This window comes from Cupriavidus sp. 05T313 (genome assembly GCF_056396665.1).
The window spans coordinates 18,827-40,469 of sequence record NZ_JBFTLX010000009.1; the positions used below are offsets into that span (position 1 = coordinate 18,827).

Annotated in this window: 18 protein-coding genes; 16 read left to right on the forward strand and 2 right to left on the reverse strand. The window is 66.0% G+C overall.

Going from position 1 to position 21,643, the window contains the following annotated elements:
* Window positions 1–141: 141 nt before the first annotated feature.
* From AC1DKD_RS03595 to AC1DKD_RS03625, 7 genes are all read left to right on the forward strand, one after another.
* The gene (locus AC1DKD_RS03595) at window positions 142–1,128 is read left to right on the forward strand and encodes a Bug family tripartite tricarboxylate transporter substrate binding protein (protein ID WP_441630934.1); all 987 of its coding nucleotides are present in this window, start codon (window positions 142–144) and stop codon (window positions 1,126–1,128) included.
* A gap of 100 nt (window positions 1,129–1,228) precedes the next feature.
* Window positions 1,229–2,185 carry a tripartite tricarboxylate transporter substrate binding protein gene (locus tag AC1DKD_RS03600; protein ID WP_477142940.1) on the forward strand — a complete coding sequence of 319 codons (957 nt, stop codon included), beginning with the start codon at window positions 1,229–1,231 and terminating at the stop codon, window positions 2,183–2,185.
* Window positions 2,186–2,267: 82 nt separating this feature from the next.
* Window positions 2,268–3,182, forward strand: a complete 915-nt coding sequence (locus AC1DKD_RS03605; protein WP_035863195.1) for an SDR family NAD(P)-dependent oxidoreductase — start codon at window positions 2,268–2,270, stop codon at window positions 3,180–3,182.
* 4 nt (window positions 3,183–3,186) lie between these two features.
* Window positions 3,187–4,050: a MaoC/PaaZ C-terminal domain-containing protein gene (locus AC1DKD_RS03610; protein WP_477111150.1), complete on the forward strand. Its 864-nt coding sequence runs from the start codon at window positions 3,187–3,189 to the stop codon at window positions 4,048–4,050.
* Complete coding sequence (locus AC1DKD_RS03615) at window positions 4,047–5,291, forward strand: CaiB/BaiF CoA transferase family protein (RefSeq protein ID WP_477142941.1); 1,245 nt, start codon at window positions 4,047–4,049, stop codon at window positions 5,289–5,291. The genes AC1DKD_RS03610 and AC1DKD_RS03615 overlap by 4 nt, the downstream gene beginning before the upstream one ends.
* A 133-nt stretch (window positions 5,292–5,424) precedes the next feature.
* Window positions 5,425–5,643: an HP1242/YdcH family protein gene (locus tag AC1DKD_RS03620; protein WP_441630966.1), complete on the forward strand. Its 219-nt coding sequence runs from the start codon at window positions 5,425–5,427 to the stop codon at window positions 5,641–5,643.
* A gap of 35 nt (window positions 5,644–5,678) precedes the next feature.
* Complete coding sequence (locus tag AC1DKD_RS03625; protein ID WP_045235416.1) at window positions 5,679–6,113, forward strand: universal stress protein; 435 nt, start codon at window positions 5,679–5,681, stop codon at window positions 6,111–6,113.
* A 185-nt stretch (window positions 6,114–6,298) separates the two neighbouring features.
* Here the strand turns inward: AC1DKD_RS03625 and AC1DKD_RS03630 are convergent, their stop codons facing one another.
* Entirely contained in the window at window positions 6,299–7,462 is a 1,164-nt protein-coding gene (locus AC1DKD_RS03630) for an AraC family transcriptional regulator (RefSeq protein WP_477142954.1), read from the reverse strand.
* A gap of 324 nt (window positions 7,463–7,786) precedes the next feature.
* Here AC1DKD_RS03630 and AC1DKD_RS03635 point away from each other — a divergent pair, with 324 nt between their 5' ends.
* The 8 genes from AC1DKD_RS03635 to AC1DKD_RS03670 all read left to right on the forward strand — a co-directional run bounded on the left by AC1DKD_RS03635 (window position 7,787) and on the right by AC1DKD_RS03670 (window position 19,374).
* Window positions 7,787–8,791 carry a tripartite tricarboxylate transporter substrate binding protein gene (locus AC1DKD_RS03635; RefSeq protein WP_477142942.1) on the forward strand — a complete coding sequence of 335 codons (1,005 nt, stop codon included), beginning with the start codon at window positions 7,787–7,789 and terminating at the stop codon, window positions 8,789–8,791.
* A gap of 50 nt (window positions 8,792–8,841) precedes the next feature.
* Window positions 8,842–9,834, forward strand: coding sequence for a tripartite tricarboxylate transporter substrate binding protein (locus AC1DKD_RS03640; protein ID WP_477142943.1), 993 nt, complete (start codon window positions 8,842–8,844; stop codon window positions 9,832–9,834).
* A 45-nt stretch (window positions 9,835–9,879) separates the two neighbouring features.
* Complete coding sequence (locus tag AC1DKD_RS03645) at window positions 9,880–11,634, forward strand: long-chain fatty acid--CoA ligase (protein WP_441630947.1); 1,755 nt, start codon at window positions 9,880–9,882, stop codon at window positions 11,632–11,634.
* A 20-nt stretch (window positions 11,635–11,654) separates the two neighbouring features.
* Window positions 11,655–12,641 (forward strand): Bug family tripartite tricarboxylate transporter substrate binding protein, encoded by a 987-nt coding sequence (locus AC1DKD_RS03650; protein ID WP_441630949.1) that lies wholly within the window; start codon window positions 11,655–11,657, stop codon window positions 12,639–12,641.
* Between the two features lie 194 nt (window positions 12,642–12,835).
* Window positions 12,836–13,996, forward strand: coding sequence for an acyl-CoA dehydrogenase family protein (locus AC1DKD_RS03655; RefSeq protein WP_441630970.1), 1,161 nt, complete (start codon window positions 12,836–12,838; stop codon window positions 13,994–13,996).
* A 426-nt stretch (window positions 13,997–14,422) separates the two neighbouring features.
* On the forward strand, window positions 14,423–16,345 hold the full coding sequence (locus AC1DKD_RS03660; RefSeq protein ID WP_477142944.1) for a PrkA family serine protein kinase: 1,923 nt from the start codon (window positions 14,423–14,425) through the stop codon (window positions 16,343–16,345).
* A gap of 37 nt (window positions 16,346–16,382) precedes the next feature.
* Window positions 16,383–17,660: a YeaH/YhbH family protein gene (locus AC1DKD_RS03665; protein WP_441630952.1), complete on the forward strand. Its 1,278-nt coding sequence runs from the start codon at window positions 16,383–16,385 to the stop codon at window positions 17,658–17,660.
* Between the two features lie 187 nt (window positions 17,661–17,847).
* Entirely contained in the window at window positions 17,848–19,374 is a 1,527-nt protein-coding gene (locus tag AC1DKD_RS03670) for a SpoVR family protein (RefSeq protein ID WP_477142945.1), read from the forward strand.
* Between the two features lie 49 nt (window positions 19,375–19,423).
* Here AC1DKD_RS03670 and AC1DKD_RS03675 read toward each other — a convergent pair whose 3' ends face one another.
* A complete protein-coding gene (locus tag AC1DKD_RS03675) occupies window positions 19,424–20,854 on the reverse strand; it encodes a protoporphyrinogen/coproporphyrinogen oxidase (protein ID WP_477142946.1) in 1,431 nt (476 codons plus the stop codon).
* Between the two features lie 101 nt (window positions 20,855–20,955).
* On the opposite strand from AC1DKD_RS03675, the gene AC1DKD_RS03680 reads away from it, so the two are divergent.
* The gene (locus AC1DKD_RS03680) at window positions 20,956–21,630 is read left to right on the forward strand and encodes a TetR/AcrR family transcriptional regulator (protein WP_441636856.1); all 675 of its coding nucleotides are present in this window, start codon (window positions 20,956–20,958) and stop codon (window positions 21,628–21,630) included.
* The last annotated feature ends 13 nt before the right edge of the window (window positions 21,631–21,643 follow it).

Below are 21,643 nucleotides of genomic sequence, written 5' to 3' on the forward strand. Positions count from 1 at the left end.
CCGCCATCAATTTATCGTATTCGCGGTGGCAATAGAACCAGAAAGGCCGCTTCGTCCGTATTGCGCGGGCGAATACCGGATAGGCCCGTACGAGCGGGGCGGAATTCCCGCGCCGCCGCAAGCCGCCCAGGAGGACGACAAATGACAGTTCGGCGCTACAGCGCACGCAGGCGGGCGGCCCTGGCCGCCATGCTGGGCCTGGCATTCATGAGCGCCGGCGTTGCCGCCGCCGAGTATCCCGACAAGCCCGTGCGCCTGATCGTGCCCGCGGCGGCGGGCGGCACCACCGATATCGCCTCGCGCCTCGTCGGCAAGCGGCTGGGCGAGATCCTGGGCCAGCCCGTGGTGGTGGAGAACCGGGCCGGCGCCGCCGGCATCGTCGGCGTGCAGGCGCTGCGCCAGGCCGCGCCGGACGGCTACACCCTGATGATGGGCAATATCGGCCCCAATGCCATCAACTACGGCCTGTACAAGCAACTTCCCTACCGTGCCGAGGACTTCACGCCGGTCACCATGGTGGTATCGGTGCCCAATGTGCTGGTGGTCAACGCCAAGGTGCCCGCCCGCAACGTGGCCGAGCTGGTGGCGCTGGCGAAGTCCCAGCCGGGCAAGTTGTCGTTCGCCTCTTCGGGCACCGGCCAGTCGGTGCATCTGTCCGGCGAGCTGTTCAAGAAACGCACCGGCATCGACATCATCCATGTGCCGTACAAGGGTGCCGCTCCGGCCGTGGCCGACCTGATCGCCGGCCAGGTGACCATGATGGTGGACAACCTGCCCAGCTCCCTGCCGCATATCCAGTCCGGCAAGCTGCGCGCGCTGGCCGTAACCAGCGCCACCCGCGTGGCCGAGTTGCCCGACGTGCCGACCATGAAGGAGGCCGGGCTGGACGATTTCCAGGTGACCGCATGGTTCGGGCTGGTGGCGCCGGCCGGCACGCCGCCGGCAGTTGTCACGCGCTTGCAGAAGATGGTGGCCGGCATCCTGGCCGAGCCCGAAGTCAAGACCCGCCTGGCCGAACTGGGCGGTGTGCCGGGCGGCGACACACCCGAGCATTTCGGCAAGTTTATCGACGCGGAGCGGGTGCGCTGGGCCAAGGTGGTCAAGGATACGGGCATTCCGCAGCAATGAAGGCGTGCCGCGGAACGGCGCGCATGATCACGACACAACAAGGGGACAAGGCATGATGGAAACATCGAAAGCGCGCCACCGCAGGTCATGGCTCCGGGGCATGCTGATCGCCCCCTTCGCGGCGGCCCTGCTGGGCGCCAGCGCGGCTGCCCTCGCCGACACCTGGCCCAGCAAGCCGATCCAGCTGCTGATCCCCTATCCGCCGGGCGGCAGCGCCGACCTGCTGGCGCGCCCGGTGGCGGCCAAGCTGCAGGAGCGCCTCGGGCAGCCGGTGGTGCTCGACTACCGGCCGGGCGCCGGCGGCACCATCGCCAGCCAGCAACTCGCGCGCGCCAGGCCGGATGGCAATACGCTGATCCTGGTGCTGGCCGCGCATGCCATCAACGCCAGCCTCTATCCCAAGCTGCCGTACGACACGCGCAAGGATTTCGCGCCGGTGTCGCTGGTGGCCAACCTGCCGCTGATCMTGGCCGGCAGCCCCTCCTTGAAAGCCAGGACGGTACCGGAGCTGATCGCCGCGGCCAGGGCGGCGCCGGGACAGCTCACCTTTGCTTCCGCCGGCAACGGCAACACCGGCCACCTGGCCGGCGAACTGTTCGACAGCCTGGCCGGCGTCAAGATGACCCATGTGCCGTACAAGGGCAGCGCCCAGGTGGTCAACGCCATGCTGGCGGGCGAGGTGCAGCTGACTTTCGACAGCATCTCCACCTCGATGCCGCATATCCGCAGCGGGCGCCTGAAAGCGCTGGCCGTGACCAGCGCCAGGCGCGCCACGCTGGCGCCCGAGGTGCCCACGCTGGCGGAGGCCGGCGTGCCGGGCTTCGACATCAACGGCTGGTACGCAGTGCTGGCGCCGGCCGGCACGCCGCCAGCGATTATCGACCGGCTCAGCCAGGAGATCGCGGCGGTGCTGGCCCAGCCCGAACTGCGCGCCAACCTGGCGGCCAACGGCTACGAGCCGGTGGGCTCCACGCCGGCCGCGCTGGGCGCGCATATCGATGCCGAGATCGCGCGCTGGAGCAAGGTGGTGAAGGAGTCCGGCGCGCGGCTGGAGTGAAACGTGAGCTACTGAATACCCGGCCTGGCGAGCGCCAGGCCGCCGAGCAAATCCGTACAAATCTGTAGACAGGAGTCAAAGCATGAGTGGAATGATGGCAGGCAAGGTAGCGCTGGTGACCGGCGCGGGCGGTGGCATCGGGCGCGGCGTCGCGCTGGAACTGGCCAAGGCGGGCGCCAAGGTGGTGGTCAACGACATCGGCGTATCGCTCACCGGCGAAGGCGGCGATGCCGGACCCGCGCAGCGCGTGGTCGACGAGATCGTTGCCGCCGGCGGCATCGCGGTGGCCAATACCGACAGCGTGTCGAGCTGGCAGGGCGCCAACGCCATCGTGCAATGCGCGATCGACAACTTCGGCCGCATCGACGCCGTGGTCAACAACGCCGGCAACCTGCGCGACCGCATGTTCTTCAAGATGAACGAAGAGGAATGGCGCTCGGTGATCGACGTCCACCTCAACGGCACTTTCTTTGTCAGCCGCGCCGCCGCCAACCACTTCAAGGACCAGGAAAGTGGCGCCTACGTGCACATGACCTCCACCTCCGGCCTGATCGGCAACCTGGGCCAGGCCAATTATTCGGCCGCCAAGCTTGGCATTGCCGCGCTGTCCAAGTCGATCGCGCTGGATATGGCCCGCTTCAACGTGCGCTCGAACTGCATCGCGCCGTTTGCGTGGAGCCGCATGACCAGCTCGATTCCTTCCGAGACCCCGGAAGAGAAAGCCCGCGTGCTCAAGCTGCAAAAGATGGAAGCCAACAAGGTCGCGCCGATGGCCGCCTTTCTCGCCAGCGATGCCGCGCATGAAGTCAATGCGCAGATCTTTGCCGTGCGCGCCAACGAGATCATGCTGATGAGCCAGCCGCGTCCGGTGCGCTCGGTGCATATGAGCGAAGGCTGGACCCCGGAATCCATCGCCGAGATCGCCATCCCCGCCATGCGCAACAGCTTTTTCAAGCTCGAACGCTCGCCCGACGTGATCAACTGGGAYCCGATCTGACGCCATGCCGCTCGACTACGAACGCATCAAGAACTGGGACTTTCCGGAGGTCAGGCAGACCTACGGCGAGAAGGATTCCATCCTCTACGCGCTGGGCCTTGGCCTGGGCGAACAACCCACCGATCCGCGCCAGTTGCGCTACGTCTACGAGGCGCGGCTCAAGGCGTTTCCCACGCAGGCCGTGGTGCTGGCCTACCCTGGCTTCTGGATGCAGGACCCGAAGAGCGGCATCGACTGGGTCCGCATCGTGCACGGCGAACAGCGCCTGCGCCTGCATCGTCCGCTGCCGGCGGCCGGTACCGTGCGCGCCCGCGCACGGGTGACGCATGTGATCGACAAGGGCGCCGACAAGGGCGCGCTGGTGATCGTGGAACGCACGCTGGTGGACGACGCCACCGGTGCCGAACTGGCTACCGTGAACCACACCACGTTCTGCCGCGCCGATGGCGGCTTCGGCCAGGGCGATACCGCGCCCGAGGCGCTTCCTGCGGCGCCGGCACGCGCACCGGACGCGCAGCGCAGCCTGGCGATCCTGCCGCAAGCCGCGCTGCTCTACCGCCTCAATGCCGATCCCAACCCGCTGCACGCCGATCCCGAAGTGGCGCGCGCCGCCGGCTTCGACAAGCCCATCCTGCATGGGCTGTGCACCTATGGCGTTGCCGCCCGTGCGCTGGTCGATACCCTTGCCGATGGCGATGGCGACCGCCTGCTCGAGCTCAACGTGCGCTTCTCCCGGCCGGTATTCCCCGGCGAAACCCTCGAAGTGCGCATGTGGCGCGAAGGCGCCGGCCGCGTGCTGTTCGACGCTCGGGTGCCCGCGCGCGACGTCACCGTGCTCAGCAACGGCGTAGCGGAGTTCCGTGCATGACGACAACGACAACAACAATGAAGAGCGCGCTTGACGGCGTGCGCGTGCTGGACCTCTCCCGCATCCTGGCCGGCCCGTGGTGCGCGCAGAACCTGGCGGATCTCGGCGCCGAGGTGATCAAGGTGGAGCGCCCCGGCGTGGGCGACGACACCCGTTCCTGGGGCCCGCCCTGGCTGCCGGATGGGGAGGGAAAACCCTCGCGCGATGCGAGCTATTACGCCRGCGCCAACCGCGGCAAGCGCTCGGTCACGCTCGATATCGCCAGCGCCGAAGGGCAGGCCATCGTGCGCGAGCTGGCGGCGAAATCGCAGATCGTGCTGGAGAACTACAAGGTCGGCGACCTGAAGCGCTACGGGCTCGACTACGACAGCCTCAAGGCCATCAACCCGTCGCTGGTCTATTGCTCCATCACCGGCTACGGGCAGGAAGGCCCGAGCGCGCACAAGCCGGGCTACGACTTCATCTTCCAGGGCATCGGCGGGCTGATGAGCATTACCGGCGAACGCGACGACCTGCCCGGCGGCGGGCCGCAGAAGGTTGGCGTGGCGGTGGTGGATATGCTCACCGGCATGTATGCCACCGTGGCCGTGCTGGCCGCACTGCGCCATGCGGAGCGTACCGGCGAAGGCCAGCGTATCGACATGGCGCTGCTCGATGCGGTGGTCGCGGTCGGCGCCACGCCCATCCTTGCGCAGAAGATCACCGGCAAGACGCCGCAGCGCTTCGGCAACGCGCACGCCAACATGGTGCCGTATCACGTGTTTGCCACTGCCGACGGGTACATGATCGTGGCGGCCGGCAACGACGGGCAGTGGCAGGGATATTGCCGCGGTGTGCGGCGCCCGGACCTGGCCCAGGACGAACGCTTCACCACCGGTACGGGCCGCATCGTCAATCGCGACATGCTGGTGCCGCTGCTGGAGGCCCATATGCGCACGGGCACTACCGCGCAATGGGTGGAAGCACTGGAGCGCGAGGGGATTCCTTGCGGGCCGATCAACGACTATGCGCAGGTGCTTGAAGATCCGCAGGTCCGGTATCGCGAACTGCAGGTGGATATGCTGCGCAGCGACGGCGGTGTGTGCCCCACGGTGAAGAGCCCGCTACGGCTGTCGGCTACCCCGGTGCGGTACGACTCGGCGCCGCCGCGGCTGGGAGAGCATACCGAGGCGGTGCTAGGCGAGATTCTCGGGATGTCGGCCGAGAGGATCAAGGCGTTGCGGGGGAAAGGCGTGGTTTGAGGGGCAGCGCGGGCCGGCGTTGCCGCCGGTTGCTTGTCCACCGGACATGATCCATATCAAGCCGGGCGTGCCCGGTTCCCGGCAGAATGTTCCTGAATTGCAAGCCTTCCAACTCCCACCCAAGGTGAGGCCCATGTTCCCGGAATTCCGCGACCAGATATCCATCCTCAAAACACAAGACGCCCACTTCGCGCGGCTGTTTTCCCGCCACAACGAGCTGGACCAGGAGATCAAGAACATGGAGGCGGGCGTGGTGCCCGCCGACGGCGTCGCCATCGAAGTCCTCAAGAAGGAGAAGCTACACTTGAAGGACCAGCTCTACGTCATACTGCGCAAAGCTTCGGCTTCCTGACGCCAATTMCATCTCCGCCAACCAAAGGCCATCACATGTTCAAACACATCCTGCTTCCCGTTGACGGGTCGGAACTCTCGCAAAAGGCAACCCCGGCGGCCATCGAGTTTGCACGGACGACCGGCGCCAAACTGACGCCCTACATTTGCCTGGAGGAATATCCCTTCCTGCAGTCCAGCGACGCGGGCCATGAGAAGAGATCGGTTTTCGAGCATCGCATCGAGGCGGCAGCGCGCGAGGAACTGGCGAAGATCGAAGCCGCCGCGGCGCAGGCGGGCGTACCGTGTACAGGTGCCACCTCCATTGCGGCCGCGCCCTATCGGGGCATCATCGCCACGGCGACGGAGCTGGGTTGCGACGTTATCTTCATGGCCTCGCATGGACGGCGCGGCATCAGCGGCCTGCTGCTCGGCAGCGAGACCCAGAAAGTGCTGACACATAGCGATATCCCGGTGGTGGTGTTCCGCTGAGGGCGGCTTGCGTCTCGCCCGCTTGCGGGTGAGACGCAGCGTATCGGAAGGTCAATGCCAGCGGACCGCCCTTGTGCAACCTGGCGCCGCTACTCCCCCCACCACCGCCACCACCTCCCCCTCGTTCACGCTATCCCCCTGCGCGGACCATCGGGCGCTCCGCCATAAGGCCATCTCCCGGCGGCTCAGGCCGCGCATTCCATCATCTGCCGCTGCCGGTATTCCCCCGGCGCCACGCCGGTCCATTTCTTGAATGCCCGGTGGAAGGTGCTGGGCTCGGAGAATCCTACGCGCAGCGCCACCTGCTGCAGCGGCAAGTCCGTGTGTTCCAGGAAGGCAATGGCGGCATCGCGGCGCAGGCTGTCCTTAATGCTCTGGTAGCCGCGGCCTTCGTCGCGCAGGCGGCGGCGCAGCGTTTGCGGCGTCAGGCGCAGCGTCTCGGCCATCTGCTCCAGCGAGGGCAACTCGCCGTCCAGGTGGCAGCGCAGGTGGCGGCGGATACGCTCGGCCAGGCAGGAGTCGTCGCGGTAGCGGGTCAGCAGGTTGCGCGGCGTGTCATGGAGGAACTCCCGCAGGCTGCCCGCGTCCTGTACTACCGGCAGGCGCAGCCAGCCGGCATCGAAGTGCAGTGCGGTGTACGGCTGGCCGTAGCGGACCCGCGTGTTGAAGACCCGTTCGGTGTCCGTCAGGCGGGACTGTCCGCCAGTCTGGCCCGTGGCTGACGCGGCCATGTCCACGCCGGCGAGCGGGATGCGCTGCGCCGCCAGCCAGTTGGCCACGCCGTAGGCCTGGAAGGCAAACGTGGATTCCGCGTAGTGCCGGCAGGGCGTGGCGGGCGCGCGCGGCAGCAGCAGCAGGGTGGCGACGCCGCCGCGCTGCTGCAACCGCGGGACGAAATCGTCCAGGTGCAGGCGGTACTGGTGCAGGCCGGCGTGCAGGGCGTCTTCCAGCGTGGCGCAATGGATCAGTGCCTGGCAGGCCTGCGCGAACACGCCCGGCGCCACCGGTCGGCTGAGCAATCCCCAGAATTCGTCGCGCATGACGCGGCGCATGGATCGCATCAGCGCGGCAAACTGGCCCTGGGTCACGCGCGCGCTGGGCGATTGCAGCAAGGCCGGCGAGATGGCCGCGCGGCGCAGCAAGGCGTCGATGTCGCAGCCCAGGCGCCTTGCCCCCTGAATGATCTGGTGCACTTGCAGGACCGCGATGGTATGGCGTGCGGGCGSCTGGCCGGCGCGCGGCGCCTCGTGCACGCGCGGCAGTCGCGCGGCCATCGCGCCGGCCGGGCGGGAGCCGAGCGGCACCGGCATCGATGACGGCGCGGGCGCTCTGAGTACGGCGATATGCATGGTCTCCTTGTCCTCGTTGGACGCCCCGGTCAGTCCGGCCATCCGCGCCTTCGCTGCACCGCAGCGCGCCAGGCGCACGGACGGATCGTTGCCCGTCATGTACCGGTTCGGTGCCGGTTCTCTGCCGGCCATGCTCGCCAGTTAGCCCGAAGCGGCGCACCTGCACAATCCGGATTTACCAAAGGCAGGCTTTTTCCTGAGCGATTCGGCCAATCATTTTGGGCCGAATGGTCATTGTCCACGCAGTGCAGCATCGCGCAATCTCATCTCTTGCCGGCACCAGGCCATTGGGGCGTGGCGGGCGCTTCAACGATGGGAGGCAGGATGCAGTCAGAACGTCGCAGGACCCTGTTGCGGTTTGGCGCGGCCTCGCTGGCCGCGGGTGGCGGCTTCGCCGGGCTGGCCAGCGCGCTCGCGCAAGGCACCGGGGCGTCCGGCTATCCGGCCCGGCCCGTGCGTCTGGTCGTGCCGTATCCGGCCGGTGGCGCCACCGATGTGCTCGCGCGCGCCATTGCCGCTCCGCTCGGCCAGCAGTGGCAACGCACGGTGGTGGTGGAGAACCGCCCCGGCGCCAGCGGCATGATCGGCGCCGACGCGGTGGTCAAGGCCGCTCCCGACGGCTACACGCTGTTGCTGACGCTGACCAGCGTGGTGCAATTGCCCAGCCAGTACGCCAAGCCGCCCTTCGACCCCGTGCGCGACCTGACCGCCGTGTCGGAACTGGCGACCACGCACCTCGTGGTGGCTGCCAACTCGTCCATGCCAGGCAACCTTGCCGAGATGGTGCAGTTGGCGAAGAGCCGTCCCAAGGCTTATTCCTACGGCACCTACGGCACCGGCAGCGGTGCCCATCTCTATATGGAGGTGTTCACCGGCACGGCCGGCCTGGACATGGTCCATGTGCCATACAAAGGCGAGGCGCCGCTGCTCAACGATCTGCTGGGTGGCCAGGTGTCGCTGGGCACGATTTCCGTGATGGGAATCAAGCCGCACTTGCGGACCGGCAAACTGCGCGCGCTGGCGGTGGTGGGCAACACTCGCGCGCCCCTGCTGCCGGATGTGCCGACCTTCCAGGAACTGGGCTACCGCGGCCTCGACGGCCCCGGCTGGTTCGGCCTGTTCGCCCCGGCCGGCACGCCCCGGCCCATCGTGGACAAGGTTTCGGCGGATGTGAACGCCATCCTGGSCAGCCCCGATATCCAGCAGCGCATGACCGACCTCGGCTTGATCGTGAAAGGGTCGCGGCCGCAGGAGTTCACCGAGGTGGCGCGTGCCGACCAGGCTTACTGGGCCGGCGTGATCCGCAAACTCAATATCCGGCTCGACTGAGCCGGCGGCATTCTCCGGTCCCCTCTGGAACCGACCTGACAGGAGCAGCGATGCAGCACAAGCGCCGCAAGGCATTGCAGCAGATCGGAGCCGGCGCCCTCGCCGCCGGTGGCCTCGGGCTAGGCTTGCGCCCGGCCCGCGCAGATAGCTTCCCGGCCAAGCCGGTGCGGCTGGTCGTGCCCTATCCGGCGGGCGGTGCCACCGATGTGCTGGCGCGCGCCATTGCCGAGCCGCTCGGCAAGATGTGGCAGCGTCCCATCGTGGTGGAAAACCGCCCCGGCGCCAGCGGCATGATTGGTGCCGACGCGGTGGCCAAGGCCRATGCCGACGGCCATACCGCGCTGCTGACCATCACCACCCTGGTCCAGGCGCCGAGCCTGTACGCCAAGGCGCCTTTCGACCCGGTGCGCGATTTTGCGCCGGTGTCCAACCTTGGCACTACCAGCCTGGTATTCGCGGTGCACAACTCGGTGCCCGCCACCACGCTGGCCGAGTTCATCGCGCTGGTGAAGTCCAGGCCGAAGCAATTCAACTACGGCTCCTTCGGCACCGGCTCCAGCGGCCATCTCTTCGGGGAAGTCTTCAACGACGCCGCCGGGCTCGACATGACCCATGTGTCCTACAAAGGCGAGGCGCCCGAGCTGAACGACCTGCTTGGCGGCCAGGTGCCTGCCGCCRTCATCTCCGTCATGGGCGCCCGCCCGCACACCGCCACCGGACGGCTGCGCGCGCTCGCGGTGACCGGGCCGGCGCGCGCACCGCAATTGCCAGACGTRCCGACCTTCCGCGAGTGCGGCATCGCGGGCATGGATGCGATGGGCTGGTTCGGGCTGTTGCTGCCGGCCGCCGCGCCGCGCCCGGTGGTGGAGAAGTTCTCCGCCGACGTCAACCGCGTGCTGGCGATGCCCGCCGTGCGCGGCCGCATGAGCGAGATGGGCGTGGTGCTCATGGGCAGCACGCCGGACGCCTTCGGCGACACCATGCGCAGCGACTACGCGCGCTGGGGCAAGGTCATCCGCACCCGGAATATCCGCCTTGACTAGAGCCGCGCCGGCGGCGGCCGGCGATTTCCTTACTTTGTGTTCGCCATGAATCAAGTTGCTTGCGCTTCTCCCTCCCCGGCCTACCGCTCTCCCTTCTGGCCGCCCGGCATGCCGGCCGAGGTGCGCGTTCCACGCACCAGCCTGGTTTATAACGTCGAGGTCGCCGCCCGGCGCTATCCCGGCAAGACCGCGATCCAGTACCTCCATACCCCCATCACCTACGCCAGCCTGCACACGCAGATCGAACGCATGGCCGGCTACCTGCAGCAAGTTGGAGTGGCGCCGGGCGACCGGGTGGTGCTGTTCAGCCAGAACTGCCCCCAGTTCATCGTGGCGTACTACGCCATCCTGCGCGCCGAGGCCGTGGTGGTGCCTGCCAACCCGATGTGGCTGACCGGCGAACTGGAGCATGTGGTGGAGGACAGCGGCGCGGTGGCGGCCTTCGTCGCGGCCGAGCTGTATCCGCGCATCGCGCCGCTGCATGGCGCCAGGCTGCCGCATGTGATCGTGCACCAGTACGGCGACATGCTCGACAGCGCCTGCGGCACCGACGGCATACCCGCCTGGCTTTACGAGCGCGCCCCGCTGCCCGCATCCGTGCCGGAAAACGCCACGCTGGCGCAGTGGACGCAGGCCGACGCCGCGGGCCATGTCCCGCGCGAGCACCAGGCTGGCTACGACACCCTGTGCATGCTGGCCTATACATCCGGCACCACCGGCAACCCGAAGGGCTGCATGCATACGCACGGATCGCTGATGAGCGCTGCGGTGGGCTCGCAGTTGTGGCGTGGCGCCAGCCCGGAAGGCGTGTCACTGTCGGTCGCGCCGATGTTCCACCTGCTCGGGATGCAGAACGGCATCCATGCACCGCTTTACCTGGGCGCCACCATTGTGCTGCTGCCGCGCTGGGATCGCGCGCTGGCAGCAGACCTGATCGAGCGCTACCAGGTTTCCACGTGGGGCGCCCCACCCGCCATGCTGGTGGACTTCTTCGCGCAGCCCGGCATCGCCGAGCGCGATCTTTCCAGCCTCGCCTACCTGGGCGGCGGCGGCGCCGCCATGCCCGACGCCGTGGCGACCATGCTGCAGGAGCGCTTCGGGCTGCCCTACGTGGAGGCTTACGGCCTGACCGAAACCGCCGCCTTCCTGCTGTCCAACCCGCGCCACCGGCCCAAGCGCGAATGCCTGGGCATCGCCACCTTCGGCGTGGACGCGCGCGTGATCGACCCACACACGCTGGCCGAGTTGCCGCAGGGCGAACTGGGCGAGATCGTGACCCACGGCGCGCAGGTGATGCGCGGCTACTGGCGCAACCCGCAGGCCGATGCCGAATCGTTCGTCGAGATCGATGGCAAGCGCTTCCTGCGCACCGGTGACCTGGGTTTCATGGATGCCGAAGGCTACTTCTTCATGCGCGACCGGCTCAAGCGCATGATCAATGCGTCCGGCTTCAAGGTCTGGCCGGCCGAGGTGGAGAACCTGCTCTACGGGCATCCAGCCATCCACGAAGCCTGCGTGATCGCCGCGCGCGATGCGCGCCGGGGCGAGACCGTGAAGGCGGTGGTGGCGCTCAAGCCGGGCGCGCGCGGCACGCCCGAGGCCAGCGCCGAGCAGATCATGGCGTGGTGCCGCGAGCGCCTGGCCGCCTACAAGGTGCCGCGCATCGTCACTTTCGTCGATGCCCTGCCCAAGTCCGCCACCGGCAAGATCCAGTGGCGGGCGCTGCAGGAGCAGGAGCAGGAGCAGGGACAAGATCAGGACCCGCCGCCGCAACCGGAAGCCGCCGGRCGCGCGGCCTGAACGCTACAAGAGGAGACAGCATGAAAGCAACGAGACGCAACTGGCTGGGCCAGGCGGCAGCACTGGGCAGCGGCGTGCTGCTGGCCGGATGGCAATGGCCGGCACTGGCGCAGGGCAACTATCCGGCACGGCCCATTCGCATGGTGGTGCCTTATCCCGCCGGCGGCGGCACCGACACTATCGCGCGCATGATCGGCCAGCGCCTGACCGAGGCCTGGGGCCAGCCGGTCGTGGTCGACAACAAGCCCGGCGCCAGCGGCATGCTCGGCAACGACATCGTGGCCAAGGCGCCACCAGACGGCTACACGGTGCTGCTCGGCATTACCGCCATGATCCAGTCGCCCAGCCTGTACAAGCGCATTCCCTATGACGTGACGCGCGATTTCGCGCCGGTCTCGCTGATTGCCAGGTCCTCCGACCTGTTCGTGGTGCCCAACCGGGTGCCGGCCAATACATTGGCCGAGTTCGTCGCCCTGGCCAAATCCGGCAAGCTCAGCTACGGCTCCTACGGCAACGGCACTTCCTCGCACCTGCACGGCGAGCTGTTGAAGATGCAGGCGGGGCTGGAGCTGACGCACATTCCATACAAGGGCGCCGCGCCGCTGATGAGCGACGTGCTTGGCGGGCAGGTGGATTCGGCCTTCGTCGACGTGACCTCCGCCAACAGCCATCTGAATAGCGGGAAGTTCAGGATTCTCGCCATCACCGGCACCCAGCGCTACAAATCGCTGGCGGCCGTGCCGACCTTCGCGGAGGCCGGTTTCGCCGGGTTTGAGCCAAGCGGCTGGTTCTCGGTGTTCCTGCCGGCCAATACGCCGCGCGACGTGGTCAATCGGCTCTCGACCGAGATCGGCCGCATTGTGCGCCTGCCCGAAGTCTCGCAGAAGCTCTCGGCGATGGGGCTGCAGCCGGTCGGGTCCTCTTCCGAAGAGCTGGCGGCGTTGGTCGCGACGGATACCCCCAAGTGGGCCCGCATCGTGCGCGACGCGCACATCCAGCTCGACTGAGGCAGCGGATTTATGCCGCCTTCAACACATATGCGCTGATTGACCGCGAGACCGGGCAGGCGGAACTGCAACGCAACACGGCTCGTACCGGCTTGAAGAAAGGAAGGCAACAGGCAGCGCGGACCCTCGTTCGTGCCGCGCAACGCAATATCCATCAAGGAGACATCATGGGAAATACCGACAAGAACATGGCGATGGCAGCCCGCAAGGTGCCCTGGATGAATGAAGAGCTGGGCATGTTCCAGGACACCGTGCGCCGCTTCGTCGAGCGCGAGCTGGTGCCGAACGAAGCCCGCTGGGCCGAACGCGGCTACATCGACCGCGAAGTCTGGAACCGCGCGGGCGAAGTCGGCCTGCTGTGCGCCAGCATTCCGGAAGAGTACGGCGGCGGCGGTGGGAACTTTGCGCACGAGGCGGTGATCTGTATCGAAATGGCGCGTGCCATCGCCACCAGCCTGGGCAACGGCGTGCACAGTGGCATCGTGGCCCATTACTTGCTCAACTACGGTACCGAGGCGCAGAAGCGCAAATGGCTGCCCCAGATGGCGTCAGGCGCCATGGTGGCCGCCATCGCCATGTCGGAGCCCGGCGCGGGCTCCGATCTGAAGTCGGTACGCACCCGAGCGGTGCGTGAAAAGACCCAGAACGGAGACATCTATCGCATCAACGGTGCAAAAACCTTTATCACCAACGGCTACCACGCCGACCTGATCTGCGTGGTGGCCAAGACGGATCCCGAAGCCGGCGCGCGCGGCGTCTCTCTCATCATGGTCGAGACCCGGGACCTGCCCGGCTTCAGGCGTGGACGTATCCTTGAAAAAATCGGACAGAAGGGCCAGGACACCGCCGAGCTGTTCTTCGACGATGTCTGCGTGCCGGTGGATAACCTGCTGGGCGAAGTGGAGGGGCAGGGTTTTTATCAATTGATGCAGCAACTGCCGCAGGAGCGCATGATCATCGCGCTCGGTGCGGTGGCGAGCATGCAGCGCGCCATCGARCTCACGACCGACTACGTACGCGAGCGGCAGGTGTTCGGAAAACCGCTGATCGATATGCAAAACACGCGCTTCAAGCTCGCGGAGTGCAAGACCGAGGCAACCATCGCCGCAACCTTCGTCGATGATTGCATGGTGCGGTTGCTCGCCGGCGAACTCGATGCCCCCACCGCGGCGATGGCGAAGTGGTGGTGCTCGCAGAAGAACTGCGAAATCATCGACGAATGCCTGCAGCTGCATGGCGGGTACGGCTATATGCTCGAATACCCGATCGCCCGCATGTATGCGAACGCGCGGGTCAGCAAGATTTACGGCGGCTCCAACGAGATCATGAAGGAGCTGGTGGCGCGCACGCTTTGATGCGCGAGGGGCCATGCGGGCAGCCACTCATGCCAATGCCGTAGGACGTTGGAAGTAGGCTGCCCGCAAAGCCCGGCGCAGCGAGGGTTGGAGGTATCGATGCGTGCTTCTCGTTACAAAACCAACTGTGCAGGGAGTACAGGAAAGGTGTAATGTGTGTCACAAGACATGGTTCAAATGCCCGTCGCGAGCGGGGCCTGGGGTGGTGGTACGGTGAGTCGAGCGGATCCGTTGCACAGTTGCAAAGTTCGTCAACCGAGTCTCAGTTCCTGCCGTTATTTGACTATGATTAAGTAAAGATTTCGCAACATGGCAGCACCGCCAAGCCGGGGTGGCGGAGCCGCAAGCGCTGCCGCGGAATCTTGAGTTGTAGTAGATGTAGTAGATCTACCATCGCCTCGGACGGGACTCTGACGGGAGTGAGGTATGGACATTTTYGGCCACTACGCCACRCGCTTCGAAGCTCGCAAGGAAGAGGAATACAGCATCCAGGAGTATCTGGATATCTGCAAGAAGGATCCTTCCGCCTATGCGACCGCGGCCGAGCGCATGCTCGCCGCCATCGGTCAGCCTGAACTGGTGGACACCCACCACGATCCTCGGCTGTCCCGCCTGTTCTTCAACAAGGTCATCAGGATCTATCCGGCCTTCCGCGAGTTCTACGGCATGGAAGACACGATCGAGCAGATCGTCGCGTTCTTCAAGCATGCCGCCCAGGGTCTCGAGGAACGCAAGCAGATCCTCTACCTGCTCGGGCCTCCGGGCGGTGGCAAGTCCTCGCTGGCGGAAAAACTCAAGGCGCTGATGGAGCAGGTTCCCATCTACGCATTGAAGGGCTCGCCGATCCATGAATCGCCGCTCGGGCTGTTCTCKYCCGASGARGACGGCAAGATYMTGGARGAGGACTATGGCATCCCGGTGCGTTATCTCAACACCATCGCCTCGCCATGGGCCGTCAAGCGCCTGCACGAGTTCAACGGTGACATCACGCGCTTCCGTGTGGTCAAGCTGCGTCCCTCGGTGCTCTCGCAGATCGCGATCTCGAAGACGGAGCCCGGCGATGAAAACAACCAGGACATCTCCTCGCTGGTCGGTAAGGTCGATATCCGCAAGCTGGAAGATTTCCCGCAGGACGATCCAGATGCTTACTCGTACTCCGGAGGCCTCTGCCTGGCCAACCGCGGGTTGCTCGAGTTCGTCGAAATGTTCAAGGCGCCTATCAAGGTCCTGCACCCGTTGCTGACCGCCACCCAGGAAGGAAACTACAAGGGTACCGAAGGCTTCGGCGCGATCCCCTTCGACGGCGTCATCCTGGCGCACTCGAACGAGGCCGAGTGGACGACCTTCAAGGCGGACAAGAACAACGAGGCTTTCCTCGACCGGATCTACATCGTCAAGGTGCCGTACTGCCTGCGCGTGTCGGACGAGGTGAAGATCTATGACAAGCTGCTGCGCAGCAGTTCGCTGTCGGCCGCGCCCTGCGCGCCCAACACCTTGAAGATGATGGGACAGTTCGCCGTGCTCACCCGCATCAAGGAGCCGGAGAATTCGAACATCTTCTCCAAGATGCGCGTCTATGACGGCGAGAGCCTGAAGGACGTCGACCCAAAGGCCAAGTCGTACCAGGAGTACCGCGACTACGCCGGCATCGACGAAGGCATGAACGGCTTGTCCACGCGCTTTGCCTTCAAGGTCTTGTCCAAGGTCTTCAATTTCGACAACACCGAGGTGGCCGCCAATCCGGTGCACCTGCTCTATGTGCTCGAGCAACAGATCGAGCGCGAGCAGTTCCCGCCGGAACAGGAGGCCAAGCTGCGGTCTTACATCAAGGAGTATCTGACCGCGCCGTTCGTGGATTTCATCGGCAAGGAGATCCAGACTGCTTACCTGGAGTCGTACTCCGAATACGGCCAGAACATCTTCGACCGCTACGTGGTGTTTGCCGACCTGTGGATCCAGGACCAGGAATATCGCGACCCGAACACCGGCGAGATTCTCGACCGCAATGCGCTGAACGACGAGCTGGAGAAAGTGGAAAAACCCGCGGGGATATCCAACCCCAAGGACTTCCGCAACGAGATCGTCAACTTCGTGCTGCGGGCGCGGGCCAACAACGCGGGCAAGAACCCCGCGTGGACCAGCTACGAGAAGTTGCGCATGGTGATCGAGAAGCGCATGTTCTCCACCACCGAAGACTTGCTGCCCGTGATCTCGTTCAACGCCAAGTCCTCTCGCGAGGACCAGGACAAGCACGCGAATTTCGTCAACCGCATGGTTGAGAAAGGCTACACGGCGAAGCAGGTCCGCTTACTTGTGGAGTGGTATTTGCGCGTAAGAAAATCATCGTAACGGCGCCTGGACGAGGCCTCTCCAAGAGGGCAAGCATATGGCCACGGTCATCGATCGGCGCGAGAACGGCGGCAACAAGAGTGCCGTCAACCAGCAACGCTTCATCAAACGCTACCGCGAGCAGATACGCCAGGCGGTAGCGAAGGCGGTGTCCGGCCGGAAGATCATGGACATCGAGCAAAGCGGGCAGGTGTCCATTCCGGTCAAGGACATCTCCGAACCTGCCTTCCACCACGGCCAGGGCGGCCGGCGGGAGTGGATCCATCCGGGCAACAAGAAATTTGTCCGGGGGGATAGCTTCGACCGCCAGCAGCAAGGCGGCGGTGGAGGCGGCTCCAAGGCGAGCGATTCGGGCGAAGGCGAGGATGATTTCGTCTTCACCCTGTCGCGCGAGGATTTCCTCAACTTCTTTTTCGAGGACATGGCGCTGCCGGACATGGCCAAGCGCCACCTCGCCAAGATCGCCGAGGTCCGCAAGGTCAGGGCTGGCTTCTCCATCGACGGTACCCCTTCCAATCTGTCCATCCTGCGCACGATGCGAAGCTCGCTCGGGCGGCGCATCGCCTTGTCGAGCCCCTACCAGAAAAAACTCGTGCTGCTGGAGCAGGAATATGGCGAGGTGCTGGAGCAGGACGGCCCTTATTCGGCACGCGCGCTGGAACTRATGAAGGAGATGCGCCACCTGCGCTCCTGCGTGGAACGCGTGCCCTTTATCGAGAAGCTCGACCTGCGGTACAACAACCGCGTGCTGAAGAAGCGGCCGCAGGCGCAGGCGGTGATGTTCTGCCTGATGGACGTCTCGGGTTCCATGGACGAGAGCCGCAAGGATCTCGCCAAGCGCTTCTTCATGCTTCTGTATCTATTCCTCAAGCGCAACTACGATCGCATCGACGTGGTGTTCATTCGCCATCACACGGTGGCGAAGGAAGTCAACGAGGAGGATTTCTTCCATTCGCGCGAATCCGGTGGTACGGTTGTATCCAGCGCGCTCAAGCTGATGGTCGAGGTGATCCACGACCGCTACCCCGCCAGCCAGTGGAATATCTACTGCGCCCAGGCGTCGGACGGCGACAACTGGGCGGGCGATTCGGAGTTGTGCGGGCGCTTGCTGCGCGAGTCCATCCTGCCGCTGGTGCAGTATTACGCCTATGTGGAGGTGGCTTCGGAGGAACCGCAGAATCTCTGGGAAGAGTATCTGGCGGTGAAGGAGCGCTACGAGAACTTCGCCATGCAGCGCATCATCGGGCCGGACGAGATCTATCCCGTGCTGCATGACCTGTTCCAGAAGAAAGCGGCCTGGCCGTCGAGCCGCTGAGGCAGGTTTTCCCCCTCTCCCCTCTGGGGAGAGGTAGGGGAGAGGGATGGTTTTCAGGCGCGGACGCTTCGTCGATGCACCCGCCCTCTTCCCCGGCCCCTCTCCCGCTCGCGGGAGAGGGGAACAACCCAAGGTCGTTTTGAGACTGACACGCGGGCATGGGCTTCACCCGCAACGGGGGTCGTAAATGGCATATCTCTCCACCGGCTCGGAGTGGACCTTCGAGCTGATCCAGCGCTATGACCGCGAAATCGCCCGCATTGCCGGCGATTTCGGCCTGGACACCTATCCCAATCAGGTCGAGATCATTACCGCCGAGCAGATGCTCGACGCGTACGCGTCGTCCGGGCTGCCCGTCGGCTACAACCACTGGTCGTATGGCAAGCATTTCCTGGCGTCGGAGCGCAGCTACCAGCGCGGGCATATGGGGCTGGCCTACGAGATCGTGATCAACTCGAATCCCTGCATTGCCTACCTGATGGAGGAGAACACCATGCCAATGCAGGCGCTGACAATCGCGCACGCCTGCTATGGCCACAACTCCTTCTTCAAGGGCAACTACCTGTTCCGCACCTGGACCAATGCGGACGCCATCATCGACTACCTGCTGTTCGCCAAGAACTATGTAGCCGAATGCGAGCAGCGTTACGGCGAGCAGGAAGTGGAACAGTTGCTGGATTCCTGCCACGCGCTGCAGAACTACGGCGTGGATCGCTACAAGCGCCCCAAGAAGCTATCCATTGCCGAGGAGCAGGCGCGCCAGACCGAGCGGGAGAATTACCTGCAGACGCAGGTCAACGACCTGTGGCGCACCCTGCCCAAGCACCGCGCGCACGCGCTCGAAGACGATGAAGGGCTGGAGCGCGATGTGCCCTTCCCGCCGGAGCCGCAGGAAAACCTGCTCTACTTCATCGAGAAGAATGCGCCCAAGCTCGCGCCCTGGCAGCGCGAGATCGTGCGCATCGTGCGCAAGATCGCGCAGTACTTCTATCCGCAGCSCCAGACCAAGGTCATGAACGAAGGCTGGGCCACGTTCTGGCACTACACCATCCTGCACCAGCTATATGAAGAAGGCCTGGTCAACGACGCCTTCATGATGGAATTGCTGCAGGCGCACACCAACGTGATTTACCAGCCGCCGTACAACAGCCCGTACTACAGCGGCCTCAACCCGTACACCGTGGGTTTCCTGATGTTCCAGGACCTGCGCCGCATGTGCGAGAACCCGACCGAGGAAGACTATCGCTGGGCTCCGGAATTCGCCGGCAGCGACTGGCGCAAGACGCTCGATTTCGCCATGCGCAACTTCAAGGACGAGAGCTTCCTGCTGCAGTTCCTGTCGCCGCGCGTGATCCGTGAGCTCAAGCTGTTCTCCGTGCTCGACGACGACCGCGAAGGCAAGCTGCGCGTGACCGCCATCCATGACGACGAGGGCTACCGGAATATCCGGCAGTTGCTGGCCAACCAGTACGACTTGTCGAACATGGAGCCCAATATCCAGATCACCAACGTGGATGTGGGCGGCGACCGCTCGCTGACGCTGCGCCACCTGCAGAACGACCGCCGTCCGCTGGCGCAGAACTTCGATGAGGTGATCCGCCACGTCACGCGGCTGTGGGGTTTCACGGTGCGGCTGGAGGTGGCCTACGAAGACGGCCGCCGCGAATCCAAGTACGAATGCAAGCCGGAACGCCGGCATCGCAAGGCCGCTTGATCGCTTCGTTACCGCGCGGGCGGCTGCTGTCGGTTGTCCGCGCGCGGCGTCACGCCGGCCGCGCGCCGGCCCGTGCCGCCGCCTGAAGCGTCCGCATGATGGCCTCCGCGGCCCAGTGCCCGGTCGCCGCGGCAGCCTCCGTGAAGGGCGCGTTCATATAGTCCCCCGCCAGGAAGACCCGTTGCCGTGGTGCAGGCGGACGGCTGCGGTACGCCCGCACATCGGCGGCGCGGCCGACCGGCACGGCGGGCATCGCCTGCGCCCAGCGCGTGACCAGGCAGTCCTCTATCTGACGTGAAATCCCCGGCAGGTGGCGCTCGACCTCGGGCAGCACGTCGGCGAGGATTTGCGCATCGCTTGCGCCCAGCCGGTCGGCGGCGGGGCGGTCTTCCAGCATGACCTGGATCACCTGTCCGTGTCCGTTGGCGGGGTCGCCAAGGTGGTGCTTTCCCGCATCCAGTGCCAGTGCGGCCACATGGCGGYGCTCGGCACGCGGCACCAGCACGCCATAGGTGCCCGCCAGGGCCCGCGGCACACGGAAATCAGGCCGCGCGAGCAGCGACAGGTTGATGGTGCGGCTGTAGCCGGTGGCGAGCAGGCGGCGCTCCAGCGCGTCCGCGCCCGGCCAGGCTTGCCGGGCGAATGGTGCCGGTAACGCGCACACGACAAAGTCGGCGCGGGCTTCGAAGCCCGCACCGCTCACTACCACGCCGGTGTCTTGCTGGCGGATGGCATCGACACGCCGTCCTGTTTCCACACGTAGCGGGCCCGCCAGCGCGCGCGGCAGGCTCTGCATGCCGCCGGCCAGCGAGGTGGTGCTGCAGCGGCGCGCGCCGAAGCCGCTGGCCAGCAGCATCAGCGCCGCGGACGATGTTTCCGGCGTGAGGAAATAGAAGCCTTGCAGCAACGGCTCCGTGACGTAGGCGAGCGCTTCGCCGCAGCCACGGCGGTCAAGCCACTCGCTGGCGGATTCCTCGTCGTAGCGAGCCCATTGGCCCAGGTCGTTGAGCGGCAGCGTGCGCAGTGCGCGCCCTTCACGGCCCAGCGCCAGCCCCAGGCGCAGCCAGGCTGGCAGTCCCAGCAGGCCGCTGCGCAGCGGGTCCAGCATGCTCTGCGCGCGCACGCGGCACGGGCGGCCTTGCCGTATCACCGCGTTGACCTGGCTGGCTGCGCGCAGGCCGCCAGCCAGGCCTAGCTGCCGCGCCAGTGCCGCTAGCACCGTATAGCCAGTGGACAGGAACTGCGCGCCGCATTCGATCACATGCCGTCCGAAGGTTTCAGTGCGCATGCGGCCGCCAGCCTCCTGGGCGGCTTCGAACACGCGCACCTGCACGCCGGCACGCGCGAGTGCATCCGCCGCGCACAGGCCGGCAATGCCGGCGCCGGCTACGATCGCGGTAGGCGCGCGGTGCACGCCGGGGGCGTAAGCCGGCTCTGTCGATGTTGGTGGAACGGGTGACGGCGAGGAAGCGGCATGCATGATCTGGGACCTGTCTCGATGGCCCGTGCGTGACGGGCAGCGTGCGACAATCTAGCGGCTTACCGCATGCCGGCCAATTCGCTTTCCGCTCAGATTCCATCATGCCCGCCGCCACCGAACCGCCCAAGCGCCGCCAGCCCTCGCAGCAGCGCGCGCAACATACCGTGCAAGCCATCTTGCAGGCCGCGGCGAAATTGTTCGCGGAACACGAGATGCGTGGCCAGCCCGAACCTACCACCGAGCAGATCGCCGCCCTGGCGGGCGTATCGGTCGGCTCGCTCTACCAGTACTTCGCCGACCGCGCGGCCATCCTCCGGGCCTTGATCGAGCAACAGCGCGACGCCGCCATGATCGCGCTGGAAACGATGCTGGCCGAGCGCATGGCGGCGGTGCCGGCCACGGCGGGCATGTCCGGGAAGGAAGCCGCCCGCGCCGCGCTGCGCGCCTATGTACAGGCTTATGTGCTCAGTTTYGGCGGGTACGATGACCACACCCGCGCGCTGGCCCGCCTGGCCTGGCGCCACGACCGCGACGAAGACGCCGTGGCGGCGCTGCGCATGGCCAGCGAACGGATTGGCGCGCAACTGCAGGCGCTCGGCATGGGCGCGCTGCGGGTGCCTGCCCCGGCCCAGATGTTTGCGCTGACCCGCGCCTTGTTCGGCGTGGTGCGGGCGGCCTCGCTGGAGCGCTCGCCCCTGCTCGGCAGCCCTGCGCTGGAGGACGAACTCGTTCGCCAGTGCTGGGGCCTGCTGCAGCGCGAGCCGGAAGCCGGCTAGGCCGGCCTGGCCG

Bases quoted from the DNA above. Each gene is read 5' to 3' on its own strand.
- AC1DKD_RS03595 (WP_441630934.1), top strand. From the start codon at position 142: ATGACAGTTCGGCGCTACAGCGCACGCAGGCGGGCGGCCCTGGCCGCC.
- AC1DKD_RS03610 (WP_477111150.1), top strand. From the start codon at position 3,187: ATGCCGCTCGACTACGAACGCATCAAGAACTGGGACTTTCCGGAGGTC.
- AC1DKD_RS03620 (WP_441630966.1), top strand. From the start codon at position 5,425: ATGTTCCCGGAATTCCGCGACCAGATATCCATCCTCAAAACACAAGAC.
- AC1DKD_RS03625 (WP_045235416.1), top strand. From the start codon at position 5,679: ATGTTCAAACACATCCTGCTTCCCGTTGACGGGTCGGAACTCTCGCAA.
- AC1DKD_RS03650 (WP_441630949.1), top strand. From the start codon at position 11,655: ATGAAAGCAACGAGACGCAACTGGCTGGGCCAGGCGGCAGCACTGGGC.